Source organism: Burkholderia sp. CCA53 (genome assembly GCF_001685525.1).
GTDB classification, from domain to species: Bacteria; Pseudomonadota; Gammaproteobacteria; order Burkholderiales; family Burkholderiaceae; genus Burkholderia; species Burkholderia multivorans.
Genome location: NZ_BDDJ01000001.1, coordinates 2816761 through 2831201, shown reverse-complemented (window position 1 = coordinate 2831201; position 14441 = coordinate 2816761). Strand labels below are relative to the sequence as shown.

Genomic DNA, 14441 nt, shown 5'->3' with positions numbered 1-14441 from the left:
CGGGCCGCGCCGCGTCGCCGCCGCACAGGCACCGCTTCGGCGGTGCCTTTTTCATTGCACGCGCGAGTCGTCGTCGAACAGCGAGAACTGCCCGTGGCGCTCGGGCGTGTTTTCGTCGATGCGCACGCCGACGCCGAGCAGCCGCACCGCCTGCGCGCGCCGCAGCAGCCCTTTCGCGAGCAGCGCGACGGCCGTATCGGCATTCGTGGCGTCGGCCACGCATTCGACCGTCGTGCGCTGAAAATCCGCGAAGCGGATCTTCACGTACAGCTTGCGGATCGCACGTGCGGCGCCTGCGCGGGCGATCCGCGCATCGAGCTGCACGACGAGCCGGCGGATCTCGTCCGCGCACTGCTCGAGGGTGGTCAGATCGGTCACGTAGGTCGTCTCGACGCTGACCGACTTGCGCTCCTGATCGGCCTGCACCGGCCGTTCGTCGATCCCGCGCGCGAGCTCGTACAGCCGCCGGCCGAATGCGCCGAATTCGCGATGCAGATCGATCAGCGACCAGGTCCGCAGCTGTGCGCAGGTCTGGATTCCGAGCCGGTCGAGCCGCATGGCCGTGACCTTGCCGACGCCGTGCAGCTTGCGCACCGGCAGCGCGGCGACGAAGGCGTCGACTTCGTGCGGCCGCACGACGAATAGACCGTCGGGCTTGTTCCAGTCGGAGGCGATCTTCGCGATGAACTTGTTCGGCGCGACGCCGGCCGACACCGTCACGCCGACCGTCTCGTACACGCGCTGCCGGATCTCGCGCGCGATCAGCGTCGCGCTGCCCTGACAGCGCTCGGAGCGACTCACGTCGAGATAGGCTTCGTCGAGCGACAGCGGTTCGACGTCGGCGGTGTAGTCGCGGTAGATCGCCATGATCTGCCGCGATGCGGTGCGGTACTTGTCCATCGCGCTCGGCAGGATCAGCAGATCCGGACACTTGCGCATCGCCAGCGCCGACGACATCGCCGAGTGCACGCCATAGCGCCGCGCCTCGTAATTGCACGTCGCGATTACGCCGCGCTGGTCGGGCCGGCCGCCGACCGCGAGCGGACGATTGCGCAACGACGGATCGTCGCGCATCTCGACCGATGCGTAAAAGCAGTCGCAATCGCAGTGGATGATCTTGCGCACGCGCGGCGGTGCGTCGCCGTCGGGCGGCGGCTCGCGCGGATCGGAAGACGGAATGGCGGACGGATTCACGGTGCCGATACTGTACAAAAACACAGTGGGCGTTTCAACCGCCGCGTGAGGCAGGCGCGGACCGCCGTCGTGCGCTGCCCTGCCGCGCGCCGCCGTCTCGCACTGCGCCGTACCGGCCGGCTTTGCGCGAAGCGTACCGCCGCGCACGCGCACCGGCCCCTATACTCGACTGCGACCATACGAACCAAAGGGCAACGGATGAAGACGATCGGACTGATCGGCGGAATGAGCTGGGAATCGTCGGCCGAATACTACCGGCTGATCAATCGCCATTCGAAAGCGCTGCACGGCGGTCATCACAACGCGAAGAGCGTGCTCGTGACCGTCGATTTCGCGGAGATCGAGGCGCTGCAGCGCGCGCACGACTGGCCTGCGCTCGGCGAACGGATGGCCGACGCCGCGCGGCAGCTCGAAGCGGCCGGCGCCGATCTCGTCGTGCTGACGACCAACACGATGCATCGCGTGCACGACGCGATCGAAGCGGCCGTCACACTGCCGTTCCTGCATATCGCCGATCCGACCGGCGCCGCGCTGCGCGACGCGGGCGTCGAGCGCGTCGCGCTGCTCGGCACGCGCTATACGATGGAACTGCCGTTCTACGCGCAGCGGCTGCGCGAGCGGTTCGGCATCGACGTGCTCGTGCCCGACGAACGCGAGCGCGCCGACGTGCACCGGATCATCTACGACGAGCTGTGCCACGGCATCATCGCGCGCGAGTCGCGCGGCACGTACGTGCGGATCATCGAATCGCTCGCGCAACGCGGCGCGCAGGCGGTGATTCTCGGCTGCACGGAAATCACACTGCTGATCGGCACCGACGATTCGCCGCTGCCGGTGTTCGACACGACGGCACTGCACGCCAAGGCGGCCGTCGAATGGGCCGCGCGCTGACGCAACGACGCGAAACGAACGCCCAAAACAAAAAACCCGGCACGGGGCCGGGTTCCTGTCGACGAAGCGCGCATCGGTCACTTGCGCTGCACATCGTCTGGTGTGCTTGGTTGCGGGGGTAGGATTTGAACCTACGACCTTCGGGTTATGAGCCCGACGAGCTGCCAGACTGCTCCACCCCGCGTCAGAGAAATAAATTATAGGGTGGCTAAGCACTTACGTCAACACTTTTGTCATATTCGTACTTAATGCATCGCGGCGCTTCGCGCGTTCCTGCCCCGTGCTCGCGGTAAGATGGCGGCCTTTGCATTGATCCGCACGCGCGCTTCCCCGTTCATGAAAATCGCCACCTGGAACGTCAACTCGCTCAACGTCCGCAAGCAGCACGTGCTCGACTGGCTCGCGCAAAGCGCCGTCGACGTACTGTGCCTGCAGGAACTCAAACTGCCGGACGAGAAATTTCCGCGCGCCGATCTCGAGGCGGCCGGCTATCGCAGCTGGTTCGCCGGCCAGAAGACCTACAACGGCGTCGCGATTCTCGCGCGCGACACGCTGCCGTTCGACGAATCGGACGTCGTGCGCAATATTCCGGGCTTCGAGGACACGCAGCAGCGCGTGATCGCCGTCACGATCGACGGCGTGCGGATCGTGTCCGCCTACTTCCCGAACGGTCAGGCGGTCGGCTCCGACAAATTCCTGTACAAGATGCAGTGGCTCGACGCGCTGCACGCGTGGCTGCGCGCCGAGATGCAGCGCTACCCGAAGCTCGCGCTGCTCGGCGACTACAACATCGCGCCCGAAGATCGCGACGTGCACGATCCGGCGAAATGGGAGGGCGAGAACCTCGTGTCGCCGCAGGAGCGCGCGCACTTCGCGAAGCTGATCGAGCTCGGCTTCGTCGATGCGTTCCGCCGCTTCGAGCAGCCCGAGAAGACTTTCACGTGGTGGGACTACCGGATGTTCGCGTTCCGCCGCAACGCCGGGCTGCGCATCGATCACATCCTGCTGTCGCCGGCGCTCGCGGGCAGCTGCACGTCGTGCGAAGTCGATCGCGTGCCGCGCACGTGGGAGCAGCCGTCCGACCATACGCCGGTCGTCGCGGTCCTCGGCTGACGCCGCCGCCCTGCCGCTTCTGCCCTGCTCCTGCCCCACGTGCCCTCAGCCGCGCGCGGGCGCGGGCCCGAAATGGGCCCACAGAAAGCCGAATTCCGCCGCGTCGGATTCGGCGCGCTCCAGATCGTCGGCGCTGCCGTGACCGCCGTCGGTGTTCTCCCAGTACCACACGTTGCGATGACCGAGCGCCTGCATGCGCGCGGCCATCTTGCGCGCGTGCGCCGGATGCACGCGGTCGTCGCGCGTCGACGTCGTCAGCAGCAGCGGCGGATACGCGACGCCGTCGCGCACGCGGTGATACGGCGAATACGCGGCGAGCGCCGCCCCTTCGTCGGGATCGTCCGGGTCGCCGTATTCGTCGAGCCACGCGGCGCCCGCATGCAGCTTCGGATAGCGCCGCATATCGAGCAGCGGCACGCGGCACAGCACGGCGCCGAACAGCGCCGGGCGCTGCACCATGCATGCGGCGACCAGCAGCCCGCCGTTGCTGCCGCCTTCGATGCCGAGCTGCGCGGCCGTCGTCACGCCGGTCGCGATCAGGTCCTCCGCGACCGCGATGAAATCGTCGAACGAACGCTGGCGATGTTCGCGCTGTGCGTCGACGTGCCAGCGCGGCCCGAATTCGCCGCCGCCGCGGATGTGCGCGAACGCCGCGACGCCGCCGCGCTCGAGCCAGCCGATGCCGAGCGCGTCGCTGTAGCCGGGCAGGTTCGGCAGCGCGAAGCCGCCGTAGCCGGACAGCAGGCACGGCCGCGCGATGCGCGTAGCGCCGTCGAGCGCATCGCGCGGGCCGATCAGCGTGTACGGCACGCGCGTGCCGTCGCGCGAGAGCGCGCTCGCGCGACGCACGACGAGCCCGGCCGCATCGAACTGCACCGGCGGACGATCGAGCAGCACGCGCCGCGACGCGGCATCCGCCGCGCGGTCGGCTAGATCGGCGAGCCAGCATTCGGGCGGATCGAGATAGGTATCGACGTCCACGTAGACGTCGTCGTTCAGCGTCGGCTCGACGGGCTCGACGTCGATCTGCGCGTCGCCCGGCCAATCGAGCGGCCGCGCATCCCAGGTCCACGTACCGTCGGCCGACTGCCGCGGCTCCCATAGCAGCGTGCGGTTGTGCACGTCGTCGAGCCAGCTCGCGATCAGCGTGTGGCGCGTATGCGTCCACGTGCAGGCGGACGTCGACGGCTGCGGCTCGAACAGCGTCGTGAACGCGCGCGAACCTTCGAGGAACGCGCGCTCGCGGATCGCGAGCAACGACCCGCCCGCATGACGCACGCCGTCGCAGTCCCAGTCGAGCCGCGGCTCCAGCACGAGCCAGCCTTCCCAGAAGCCGACCTCGACGTGCGTCGGCACGTCGTAGCGCGCCCACTCGCCCGCCTCGGTCAGCCGGTAGGTATGCGCGTCGAAGAAGTCGACGCTGCGCCACGCGGCGTGACGACCGTCGATCGGATCGAACCACGCACCGGCGCTGATGTCGTCCGGTTCGCCGCGAAACACGACCGGCGCCTTTGCGAGCGGCGTGCCGCGCACCCAGCGCCGCACGTCGTACGGATAGCCGGCTGCGGTCGAATGCGCGTCGCCGCGATCCCAGCTCACGTACACCGTATCGCGATCGATCCAGCCGACCGTGTGATGGCCCGGCACGTCGATCGTGAAGCCGTCGTCGACGAAGCGCCGCAGCACGAGATCGAATTCCCGGACGACGACCGCATCCGCGCCGCCCGGCGACAGCGACAGCAATGCGCGATCGCCGTCCGGATACAGGATCGCGTCCTGCTCGAACACCCACGATTCGCCTTCGGCCGCACCGAGCGCATCGACGTCGAGCAGCGTCTCCCATTCGGCGCGGCCCGCACGCCAGTCGTCCCAGCGCGCGCGACGCCAGAGCCCCTTCGGATGCAGATCGTCCTGCCACAGGTCGTAGGCCCAGTCGCGCCAGCGCGTCGGAATGACCGGCCGTTCACGCGGCAGATACGCGCGTGCGAGCCGTGCGGCGAGCGCGCGATACGCGTCGTTGTCGCGCAGCGCGGCGCGCGTGCGCGCGTTCTGTTCGTCGACCCACGCGCGAGCGCGAGCGCTGTCGAGCGCTTCGAGAAAACGGAAGGGATCGGCCGCAGCGGGCCAGCGGAAGGAATCGGACATGACGGAATCGCGCGCGCAACACAAAGCGCGATTATGTCCGATCGCGGCATGCGCGGTGCCGCGCATGCCGCGATACAGGCTCAGGGCTCCAGGTGCAGTTCCTGGATCTTGCGCGTGATCGTGTTGCGGCCGATGCCGAGCCGCTCGGCGGCCTCGACCTTGCGGCCGCGCGTGAAGTCGAGCGCCTCGCGAATTACGGCCGCCTCGAAGCGGCGCGCGAGTTCGTCCATCACGCCGGCCGAATTCTCGCGCAGCAGTCGCGCGACTTCGGTGCGCAGCCCGTGCTCCCACATCGGGTAGCCGGCAGGCGCACCGTTCGGCGCAGCCGTGCCCGCCATCGATGCCAGCGGCACCGCGGCGGCGACCGTCGGCGCGGCCGGCGCCTCGTGGCTGCCGGGCGCATTCGCGCCGTCGCCGGCCGATACGGCGATCGGCGCGCCCGACGGGACGAGATCGGGCGGCAGATCCTTGATTTCGACCGTCTGCGCGGGCGCCATCACGGTCAGCCAGTTCGCGAGGTTCTCGAGCTGGCGCACGTTGCCGGGAAACGGCAGCGAGGTCAGATACGCGAGCGCCTCGTCCGACACGCGCTTCGGCTCGACGCCGAGATCGCGCGCACTCTTCTGCAGAAAATGGCGTGTGAGCAGCGGAATGTCCTCGCTGCGTTCGCGCAGCGGCGGCAGCCGCAGCCGGATCACGTTCAGCCGGTGATACAGGTCTTCGCGGAACAGCCCCTGCCGCACGCGCGCCTCGAGGTTCTGATGGGTCGCGGCGATCACGCGCACGTTCGCGCGCAGCGGGCTGTGCCCGCCGACGCGATAGAACTGCCCGTCCGACAGCACGCGCAGCAGCCGCGTCTGCAGATCGAACGGCATGTCGCCGATTTCGTCGAGAAACAGCGTGCCGTTCTCGGCCTGCTCGAAGCGGCCCTGCCGCGTCGTCTGCGCGCCGGTAAACGCGCCGCGCTCGTGGCCGAACAGTTCCGATTCGAGCAGATCCTTCGGAATCGCGGCCGTGTTGAGCGCGATGAACGGTCCGTTCGCACGCGGGCTATGTCGGTGCAGCGCACGCGCGACGAGCTCCTTGCCGGTGCCCGATTCGCCGGTGATCAGCACGGTCGCGGCCGAATGCGACAGCCGGCCGATCGCGCGAAACATGTCCTGCATCGCGGGCGCCTGGCCGAGCATCTCGGGCGCCTCGGCGACGCGGTCGTCCTGCGGCGTGCCGCCGCGCAGGCTCTCTTCGACCGCGCGGCGGATCAGCTCGACGGCCTTGTCGACGTCGAACGGCTTCGCGAGATATTCGAACGCGCCGCCCTGGAAGGCTGCGACTGCGCTGTCGAGATCGGAGAACGCAGTCATGATGATGACGGGCAGCCCGGGCAGGCGCTCATGCACGGCCTGCAGCAGCTCGAGCCCGGACCCGCCCGGCATCCGGATGTCGGATACCAGCACCTGCGGCGTCTCGTGATCGAGCGCGGCGAGCGCGTCGCGCACGTTGGCAAAGCTCTTGGTCGCGAAGCTGTCGCGCGCGAGCGCCTTCTCGAGCACCCAGCGGATCGATTGATCGTCGTCTACTATCCAGATCGGCTTCATAGGTCGGTCAGATATTGGTGTATCGCAATGTCGCCGCTCATGCGTCGAGCGGCAGCAGAATCTGAAATTCGGTACGCCCCGGCCGGCTCTCGACTTCGATCGTCCCGTCGTGCTGCTGCACGAACGTCTGGGCGAGCGTCAGGCCGAGGCCGCTGCCGTCGTCGCGGCCGGAGACGAGCGGATAGAAGATCCGGTCGCGGATCTCGTCCGGAATGCCGGGGCCGTTGTCGATCACATGCAAGTCCAGTGCCAGCCGGTACAGCCGCTTCGCGATCGTGACCTTGCGCGCGACGCGCGTGCGCAGCTCGATCTTCGCGTCGCCCTGCGCGATCCGTTCGCGCAATGCCTGCGCCGCGTTGCGCACGATGTTCAGCAGCGCCTGGATCAGCTGCTCCTTGTCGCCGCGCAGGTCCGGCACACTGACGTCGTAGTCGCGCACGATCGTGAGGCCGCGCGGGAATTCGGCGAGCATCACGGCGCGCACGCGTTCGCATACTTCGTGGATGTTCACGTCGCCGACGATGTGCGGATGCCGGTGCGGCTCCAGCAGCCGGTCGACGAGCGTCTGCAGGCGATCGGACTCCTTGATGATCACCTGCGTGTATTCGCGCAGCTCGCCGCGTTCGCGCTCGCCGAGCTCGAATTCGAGCAGTTGCGCGGCACCGCGGATGCCGCCGAGCGGGTTCTTGATCTCGTGCGCGAGATTGCGGATCAGCTGCTTGTTGACCGCGGTCAGGTCGTGAATGCGCTCCTCGCGATCGGTGCGCGACTGCCGCTCGTTCTCGAACAGTTCGACGAGCACGAAATCGGGCGCGCTCTCGAGAAAGCCGACGATCGCATGCACGTGCAGCAGCTCGTGGCCGGGCCGGTCGAGCACGGTGTCGAGATGCGTCGCGTGAAAGCGCTCCTCGCCGATCGCGGTGATCGTCGAGGCGAGCTCGTTCGCGTTCGGGAAAATCTCGCCCCACGGCCGCTGCGCGAGCTGGCGGCGCGAGATGTCGAGCATCGCCTCCGCGGACGGATTCGCGAAGGCGATCCTGAGCGTCTTGCGGTCGAGCACGAGCACGACCGTCGGCAGCGCCTCGAGCCCGGCGAGCAGGCCGGAACGGGCAAGCCGCTCGTCGTCGGTCAATTGCTCGGGCTGCCCCGTCTTCGCCTTGATCAGATTCTTCAGAACCATCGTGCGTGCGTGTCGCGCGTTGCCGCGCCAAAGATTCGTCCAGTCGCGAACAAAAAAGGGACGGCTGGGCGCCGTCCCCTTTTCAGACTCCGCCGTTCCCGCCGCAAACCGCGCGACGGGAACGAATCGGCATGACGGCGCTGAATCGAAGCGCCATCGCCGATTACAGCGAGTAGTACATCTCGAACTCGATCGGATGCGTCGTCATGCGGAACTTCGCCAGCTCCTGCTCCTTCAGCGCGAGGTACGCGTCGATCATGCCGTCCGTGAACACGCCGCCGCGCGTCAGGAACTCGCGATCCTTGTCGAGCGCTTCGAGCGCCTGATCGAGGCCCGCGCAGACGGTCGGGATCTTTGCATCCTCTTCCGGCGGCAGGTCGTACAGGTTCTTGTCCGCTGCTTCGCCCGGATGGATCTTGTTCTGCACGCCGTCCAGACCGGCCATCATCAGCGCCGAGAAGCAGAGGTACGGGTTCGCCATCGGATCCGGGAAGCGCGTTTCGATACGGCGGCCCTTCGGGTTCGACACGTGCGGAATGCGGATCGATGCCGAACGGTTGCGTGCCGAGTACGCGAGCTTGACCGGCGCCTCGAAGTGCGGGACCAGACGCTTGTACGAGTTCGTCGTCGGGTTCGTGATCGCGTTCAGCGCGCGGGCGTGCTTGATGATCCCGCCGATGTAGAACAGCGCGAATTCCGACAGGCCGGCATAGCCGTTGCCCGCGAACAGGTTCTGGCCGTCCTTCCAGATCGACTGGTGAACGTGCATGCCCGAACCGTTGTCGCCGACGACCGGCTTCGGCATGAACGTCGCCGTCTTGCCGTACGAGTGCGCGACGTTGTGGATGATGTACTTCGACCATTGCGTCCAGTCGGCGCGCTGCACGAGCGTCGAGAACTTCGTGCCGATTTCGTTCTGGCCCTGGCCTGCCACTTCGTGGTGGTGCACTTCGACCGGAATGCCGAGCTGTTCGAGCAGCAGGCACATTTCCGAACGCATGTCCTGGAACGTATCGACCGGCGCGACCGGGAAGTAGCCGCCCTTCGTGCCCGGACGGTGGCCCGTGTTGCCGCCTTCGAATTCCTTGCCGGCCGACCACGGTGCTTCTTCCGAGTTGATCTTCACGAAGCAGCCCGACATGTCCGTGTTCCACTGGACCGAGTCGAAGATGAAGAATTCCGGCTCCGGACCGAAGTACGCGGTGTCGCCCAGGCCCGTGCTCTTCAGGTACGCTTCCGCGCGCTTCGCGAGCGAACGCGGATCGCGCTCGTAGCCCTTGCCGTCCGCCGGCTCGACCACGTCGCAGGTCAGCACGAGCGTCGACTCTTCGTAGAACGGGTCGATGAACGCAGCGCTCGGATCCGGCATGAGCAGCATGTCCGACGCCTCGATGCCCTTCCAGCCCGCGATCGACGAGCCGTCGAACGCATGGCCGCTTTCGAACTTGTCTTCGTCAAACGCCGAAACCGGCACCGACACGTGCTGCTCCTTGCCGCGCGTATCCGTGAAGCGGAAATCGACAAACTTGACGTCCTCGTCCTTCACGAGCTGCATGACGTCGGCGACGGTTTTACTCATAACCTCTTCTCCTGATTGAACAATTCCGGCGGACTGGGAACCGCCTCGTTTATCGAGCTGATCGGGCCCGTGCGCAGCGCCCCGATTCGACCGAATTCTTTAAAGCAGCTTCCGTGCCAGCATGTGCTCTTCGCATGCGAATCGCGCAGAGAGCTTGCTGCGTCGGGGCGCCGCTGCGCAGTTGCGGGGCGTCGCCCGCCGTATTGCGTTGCGCCGATGCACCGTACGAGTGCAGCAGCCGCGCTACGCGCGTCCGAACGTTTCGTTTTGGTGCATGCGCGCCATTCTGCACCTTTTTGGTGAGCGCGTGTGCGCGGTACGCGGGCGCTTGCCGGGAGACGCCCGCGCCGCGCGGCGGCGCTAGAATGCTCGTTTGACCGATACGGAGACTCCCGCCATGAGTACGCTCGAACAGCTTTACGCGAAGGCCGACGAACGCCGCGCGCAAGGCTCGCTCAACTACGCCGGCGCACTGCTGCCGGCCGAGGCCTTCGAACTGCTGCAGCTCGATCCGTCCGCGCGCCTCGTCGACGTGCGCACGCGTGCGGAGCTCGACTGGATTGGCCGACCGCTCGTCGGCGACGGCCAGTATCTGCACGTCGAATGGTCGCGCTACCCGGGCGGCGTGCCGAACACCGAATTCCTCGACGAACTGCGCGCCGCCGTGTCGCCCGACACGCCGGTGCTGTTCCTGTGCCGCAGCGCCGCGCGCTCGAAGCTGGCCGCGGTCGCCGCCGCGCAGGCCGGCTTCCGCAAGGCCTTCGATCTGCTCGAAGGCTTCGAAGGCGCGAAGGACGCCGAAGGCCATCGCAAGACGGTCGACGGCTGGTGCTTCCGCAAGCTGCCCTGGATCGGCGCCTGACCGCACGCCGCTGCCGGTCGCGTCATCGTCGAGCCGCGCGATGACATGCCGATGACGGGCCACCCTGCGCGGCCCGACGCCACCCTACGCCCCTGGCTGGCCCGCGTGCCGGCCGCCGCGATTACGCGCGCGGCGCGGCGGCCGGCTCGACGATGTCGCCGCCGAGCAGATGCACGCCTTCGCGCAATTTCACGAACGCGGCCGCGACCGCTTCGGGCTCGCCCTTGACGCCGAGGTCGATATGGCGGCGCGCATAGATGCCGCCGCGCTCCGCGTCGCCGACGCTCGGCAGGCTGAACACGCGCACGCCGGGAAAGTCGCGCTCGATCTTCTCCATCAGCGGCGTCAGCGTCGATTCCGGCAGCTCGAACACGTACAGCGAGCGCTCCTCGTGCGGCGTCGCGTGATGCAGGTGCGCGTACTTCGTGTCGAGCACCCATTCGATCATCGGCCACGCCATTACCGGAAAGCCCGGCACGAAATGCAGATCGCCGACCGAAAAGCCCGGAATCCGGTTGTAGCCGTTCGGGATGATCGTCGCGCCGACCGGAAACACGCCCATGTTGAAGCGGTGGCGGTTCTCCGGCGAGTCGAAATCCACCGGACGGTCGGGATCGGCATGCGTTTCGCGGATCCGCTCCGCGATCAGCGCCTGCGCCTCCGGATGCAGTTCGAGCGGCACCCCGAGCGCCGCCGCCGCGCACTGGCGCGTATGGTCGTCCGGCGTCGCGCCGATGCCGCCCGTCGAGAACACGATGTCGCCCGAGGCGATCGCGCGCTTGAGCGTCGCGGTGATGCGCGCCGGATCGTCGCCGACGTATTCGGCCCAGTCGAGCGCAAGGCCGCGCGCGCCGAGCAGCTCGATGACCTTCGCGAGATGCTTGTCCTGCCGGCGGCCGGAGAGGATTTCGTCGCCGATGATGATGATGCCGATGCTCATGCGTGCCCCATGTCGATGGTGGTCGCGCGCGATGCCGCGCGCAGGTCTTCGAGCGCGCGCAGGCAGTAGTGCCCGAACCACAGCGCGGAGAAGACGAGAATGAAAGCGTAAACCCAGATCATCGCCGCCGCGACGAACGGAAACAGCACCATCATCCAGACCGACGATACCCACACGAAGGTCGGAACGGTGCCGAGCAGCCCGGTCGCGATGCCGATGCCGATCAGCGGCCAGCGATGGCGCCGCACGAGCGCGCGGCGCTCGTCGCGGCTTGCATGCAGCGCGAGCGCGTCGTAGGTCATCACGCGGTACGTGAGCCAGCCCCAGATCACCGGTGGCAGCAGCGCGAAGAACGGCGGGATCAGCCACAGCGGGATCGTGACGATCAGCAGCACGACGCCGACGATCGCCGCGCCCAGCGAATTGAACACGCTGCCGACGAAGGTGCCGCCGCGCTTCGCCTCCAGCGCGGCGAACTGCCGGTTCGACAGATGCTTGACGACGACCGGCATCGAGATCGACGCGATCAGCAGCAGCACGGTCAGCACGATCAGCGGAATCGCGAGCGACACGACGACGAACGGCGCAACGACCGCATGCAGCTGCGACATCCCGATCGCGTCGAATGCGCGGTACAGCGCGGCGGTCAGCACGAAGCCGTCGAGCGCGCCGCGCGCGGCGTCGACGAGCGTCTGCCACGAGAACCAGAGCACGACGCCCCATAGCAGCGCCGATACGACGAACGGCATCAGGGTGAGCCACAGCATGCGCGGGTGCAACGCGCTCGCCAGTGCGCGGACGAAGGAGCGCAGCAAGTCGTTCATGCGAGCCTGTATCGACGAAGAAAAACGGGGAAAGGATAAACCACACGGCCCGCATGCGCCAAAGCGCAGGCGGGCCGTGCGAGCGGGCGATGCACGCGGGACGGGCCGATCAGGCCGACGACGCGGCGCCGCGCTTGGCGGGGAACAGGCGACGGAAGATCCGCGCGAACGCGAGGCCGTGCTGCGCCCAGAAGCCGTCGCCGTACGACACGCCTTCGACCTGTTCGCGGATGCCGGTCGGCTCGACCGTGCGATTCCACGACGCCGTGCCGAACATCATGTCCCACCACGGAAACAGTACGCCGAAGTTGCAGCCGTACTTCGTGCCTTCGTGCCCGTAGCCGACCGCGTGATGACGGCGATGGAAGGTCGGGCTGACGAGCAGCCGCTCGCCGAGCCGGCCGTACGACAGGCGCGCATTCGTGTGCTGAATGCTCTGCAGGAAGTTCGTGACGGCCGTGAGCACGACGAACTGCGACGGCGTCACGCCGATCACGAGCGCGATCGCCGCGAAGAAGCACGACTGGATCACGTCGTCGAGCAGGTGGTTGCGATCGTCGCACCACAGCGACATCTGCCGCTGGCTGTGGTGCACCGCGTGCAGCTCCCACCAGACGCCGAACTTGTGCTGCCAGCGGTGATACCAGTAGCCGGCGAAGTCGAGCACGACGAGGTAGATCGCGAACGCGACGATCGGCTGCGATGTGACGCCCGGCCACAGATAGTCGAGATTGAAGTTCGCGATGCCGTGCAGTCGCAGCCAGGCCTGGAAGCGGTCGAACAGCGGCTGCAGCGCGAAGAAGAAAAACAGCGAATAGATGCCGAGCTTCGCGATCGCCGTATAGATCACGTCGACGCGCACCGCCTTGCGGTCCTTCCACCGCTCGACCGGCCGCAGCGCCTCGAGCGGGCGCAGCAGCACGAACATCAGCACCATCTGCAGCGCGCCGATGATCACCCAGTACAGCGCGTCGTAGGTGTCCTCGTCATAGTCCATCAGGTTGAACTTGAAGAGGAGCGGCTGCACGACGTCGACGTACAGCCAGGTCTGGATGTCCGAGACGAACGCGTCGATCAGATGCAGCATGTTCCGCCCCCGTCCGTCACGCGCCGTTCGCCGCCTTCCACGGCGCACGGTCGTAAAAGTAGATGCCGTGCGGCGAGCGGCCGACCGCGATCGTCTGCACGAGCTTGCGCGACGCGAGATCGATGATCCCGACCTTCTTCGCGAAGCGGAACGTCACCCACAGCGTCTTCTTGTCGGCCGACAGTTCCATGTCGTCCGGGCCCGGCAGCAGCCCCGTGATGTCGCCGACGTTGGTCAGCGTGTTCTCGTCGATGATGCTGATCGTATTCGCGACGCGGTTCGTGACCGCGACGTGCGTGCCGTCGGCGAGCGAGCGGAAGTTGTGCGCGCCCTTGCCCGTGTAGATCTGCTTGACGACCTTCTGGTTGCGCCAGTCGACGACCGCGACGTAGTCGGCGCCCGTCATGCCGACGAGCAGGTACTTGTCGTCGGGCGTCAGCCAGAGCCCGGCCGGCACCTTGCCGACCTTCATCTTCCACTTGACCGTCTGCGTCGGCAGATCGATCGCCGCGATCTCGCCGGACACCTGCAGCGACACGAGCAGCGTCTTGCTGTCCTTCGTAAACGCGAGGTGGCTCGGCATCACCGCGAGCGGCACGCGCTTCGCGAGATGCAGGTCGCGGCCGTCATACGTGTAGATATCGACGCGGTCGAGCCGCAGGCCAGCCGCCGCGAACCACTTGCGGTCGGGCGAGAAGCCGAGCTGGTACGGATCGTCGATGCCCTCGACGGTACGCTGCAGCTTGCCCGTCTTCGGATCGAGGAACATCAGGCTGTTCGAGACCGAATTTGCGACGATCAGCGACGAATTGTCGGGCGACGCCATCAGATGGTGCGGTTCCTTGCCGGTCGGCATCGTGCCGACGACTTCGCGGGTCTGCTGATCGATCAGGGAAAGCGTGGCTTCGGCCGAATTGAGGACGATCACGTTATTCGCGTGCGCGGCGGGCGCCAGCACGGCGGCGGCCAGCGCGAGCGTGCGGCCGAGGGAAAGGAAATTGCGCATGAAGACTCACGTCGTGGGACAACCG

The 14441-nt window shown here is 67.2% G+C and carries 12 protein-coding genes and 1 tRNA gene; 3 read left to right on the top strand and 10 right to left on the bottom strand.

Annotated elements, in window-relative coordinates; genetic code table 11:
* Positions 1–51 precede the first annotated feature (51 nt).
* Entirely contained in the window at positions 52–1218 is a 1167-nt protein-coding gene (gene dinB / locus BCR55_RS13125; RefSeq protein ID WP_065494962.1) for a DNA polymerase IV, read from the bottom strand.
* Between the two features lie 174 nt (positions 1219–1392).
* Here dinB and BCR55_RS13120 point away from each other — a divergent pair, with 174 nt between their 5' ends.
* The gene (locus BCR55_RS13120; RefSeq protein ID WP_006411998.1) at positions 1393–2085 is read left to right on the top strand and encodes an aspartate/glutamate racemase family protein; all 693 of its coding nucleotides are present in this window, start codon (positions 1393–1395) and stop codon (positions 2083–2085) included.
* A 107-nt stretch (positions 2086–2192) separates the two neighbouring features.
* Here BCR55_RS13120 and BCR55_RS13115 read toward each other — a convergent pair.
* Positions 2193–2269, bottom strand: a tRNA-Met gene (locus tag BCR55_RS13115).
* A gap of 152 nt (positions 2270–2421) precedes the next feature.
* On the opposite strand from BCR55_RS13115, the gene xth reads away from it, so the two are divergent.
* Positions 2422–3198, top strand: a complete 777-nt coding sequence (gene xth / locus BCR55_RS13110) for an exodeoxyribonuclease III (RefSeq protein WP_035945196.1) — start codon at positions 2422–2424, stop codon at positions 3196–3198.
* A 45-nt stretch (positions 3199–3243) separates the two neighbouring features.
* Here xth and BCR55_RS13105 read toward each other — a convergent pair whose 3' ends face one another.
* From BCR55_RS13105 to glnA, 4 genes are all read right to left on the bottom strand, one after another.
* Positions 3244–5343, bottom strand: a complete 2100-nt coding sequence (locus BCR55_RS13105; RefSeq protein WP_244104667.1) for a prolyl oligopeptidase family protein — start codon at positions 5341–5343, stop codon at positions 3244–3246.
* An 80-nt stretch (positions 5344–5423) separates the two neighbouring features.
* Complete coding sequence (gene ntrC, locus BCR55_RS13100) at positions 5424–6938, bottom strand: nitrogen regulation protein NR(I) (protein ID WP_006407983.1); 1515 nt, start codon at positions 6936–6938, stop codon at positions 5424–5426.
* A 37-nt stretch (positions 6939–6975) separates the two neighbouring features.
* Positions 6976–8118 carry a nitrogen regulation protein NR(II) gene (gene glnL, locus BCR55_RS13095; protein ID WP_006401978.1) on the bottom strand — a complete coding sequence of 381 codons (1143 nt, stop codon included), beginning with the start codon at positions 8116–8118 and terminating at the stop codon, positions 6976–6978.
* Between the two features lie 163 nt (positions 8119–8281).
* Positions 8282–9697, bottom strand: coding sequence for a type I glutamate--ammonia ligase (glnA, locus tag BCR55_RS13090; protein WP_006401979.1), 1416 nt, complete (start codon positions 9695–9697; stop codon positions 8282–8284).
* 397 nt (positions 9698–10094) lie between these two features.
* On the opposite strand from glnA, the gene BCR55_RS13085 reads away from it, so the two are divergent.
* Positions 10095–10559, top strand: coding sequence for a rhodanese-like domain-containing protein (locus BCR55_RS13085; protein ID WP_006401980.1), 465 nt, complete (start codon positions 10095–10097; stop codon positions 10557–10559).
* A 121-nt stretch (positions 10560–10680) separates the two neighbouring features.
* On the opposite strand, the gene BCR55_RS13080 is transcribed toward BCR55_RS13085, so the two are convergent.
* From BCR55_RS13080 to BCR55_RS13065, 4 genes are all read right to left on the bottom strand, one after another.
* Positions 10681–11499 (bottom strand): molybdopterin-binding protein, encoded by an 819-nt coding sequence (locus BCR55_RS13080; protein WP_006407981.1) that lies wholly within the window; start codon positions 11497–11499, stop codon positions 10681–10683.
* Positions 11496–12323, bottom strand: coding sequence for an EI24 domain-containing protein (locus tag BCR55_RS13075; protein ID WP_006407980.1), 828 nt, complete (start codon positions 12321–12323; stop codon positions 11496–11498). Before BCR55_RS13075 ends, BCR55_RS13080 begins: the two co-directional genes overlap by 4 nt.
* Positions 12324–12432: 109 nt before the next feature.
* On the bottom strand, positions 12433–13410 hold the full coding sequence (locus tag BCR55_RS13070) for a sterol desaturase family protein (RefSeq protein WP_012213061.1): 978 nt from the start codon (positions 13408–13410) through the stop codon (positions 12433–12435).
* A gap of 16 nt (positions 13411–13426) precedes the next feature.
* A complete protein-coding gene (locus tag BCR55_RS13065) occupies positions 13427–14416 on the bottom strand; it encodes a beta-propeller fold lactonase family protein (RefSeq protein WP_006401984.1) in 990 nt (329 codons plus the stop codon).
* Between the last annotated feature and the right edge of the window lie 25 nt (positions 14417–14441).

What these genes read in the sequence shown, in the direction of transcription:
- BCR55_RS13120 (WP_006411998.1), top strand. Translation starts at nt 1,393, where the DNA reads ATGAAGACGATCGGACTGATCGGCGGAATGAGCTGGGAATCGTCGGCC.
- xth (WP_035945196.1), top strand. Translation starts at nt 2,422, where the DNA reads ATGAAAATCGCCACCTGGAACGTCAACTCGCTCAACGTCCGCAAGCAG.
- BCR55_RS13105 (WP_244104667.1), bottom strand. Translation starts at nt 5,343, where the DNA reads ATGTCCGATTCCTTCCGCTGGCCCGCTGCGGCCGATCCCTTCCGTTTT.
- ntrC (WP_006407983.1), bottom strand. Translation starts at nt 6,938, where the DNA reads ATGAAGCCGATCTGGATAGTAGACGACGATCAATCGATCCGCTGGGTG.
- glnL (WP_006401978.1), bottom strand. Translation starts at nt 8,118, where the DNA reads ATGGTTCTGAAGAATCTGATCAAGGCGAAGACGGGGCAGCCCGAGCAA.
- glnA (WP_006401979.1), bottom strand. Translation starts at nt 9,697, where the DNA reads ATGAGTAAAACCGTCGCCGACGTCATGCAGCTCGTGAAGGACGAGGAC.
- BCR55_RS13085 (WP_006401980.1), top strand. Translation starts at nt 10,095, where the DNA reads ATGAGTACGCTCGAACAGCTTTACGCGAAGGCCGACGAACGCCGCGCG.
- BCR55_RS13080 (WP_006407981.1), bottom strand. Translation starts at nt 11,499, where the DNA reads ATGAGCATCGGCATCATCATCATCGGCGACGAAATCCTCTCCGGCCGC.
- BCR55_RS13075 (WP_006407980.1), bottom strand. Translation starts at nt 12,323, where the DNA reads ATGAACGACTTGCTGCGCTCCTTCGTCCGCGCACTGGCGAGCGCGTTG.
- BCR55_RS13070 (WP_012213061.1), bottom strand. Translation starts at nt 13,410, where the DNA reads ATGCTGCATCTGATCGACGCGTTCGTCTCGGACATCCAGACCTGGCTG.
- BCR55_RS13065 (WP_006401984.1), bottom strand. Translation starts at nt 14,416, where the DNA reads ATGCGCAATTTCCTTTCCCTCGGCCGCACGCTCGCGCTGGCCGCCGCC.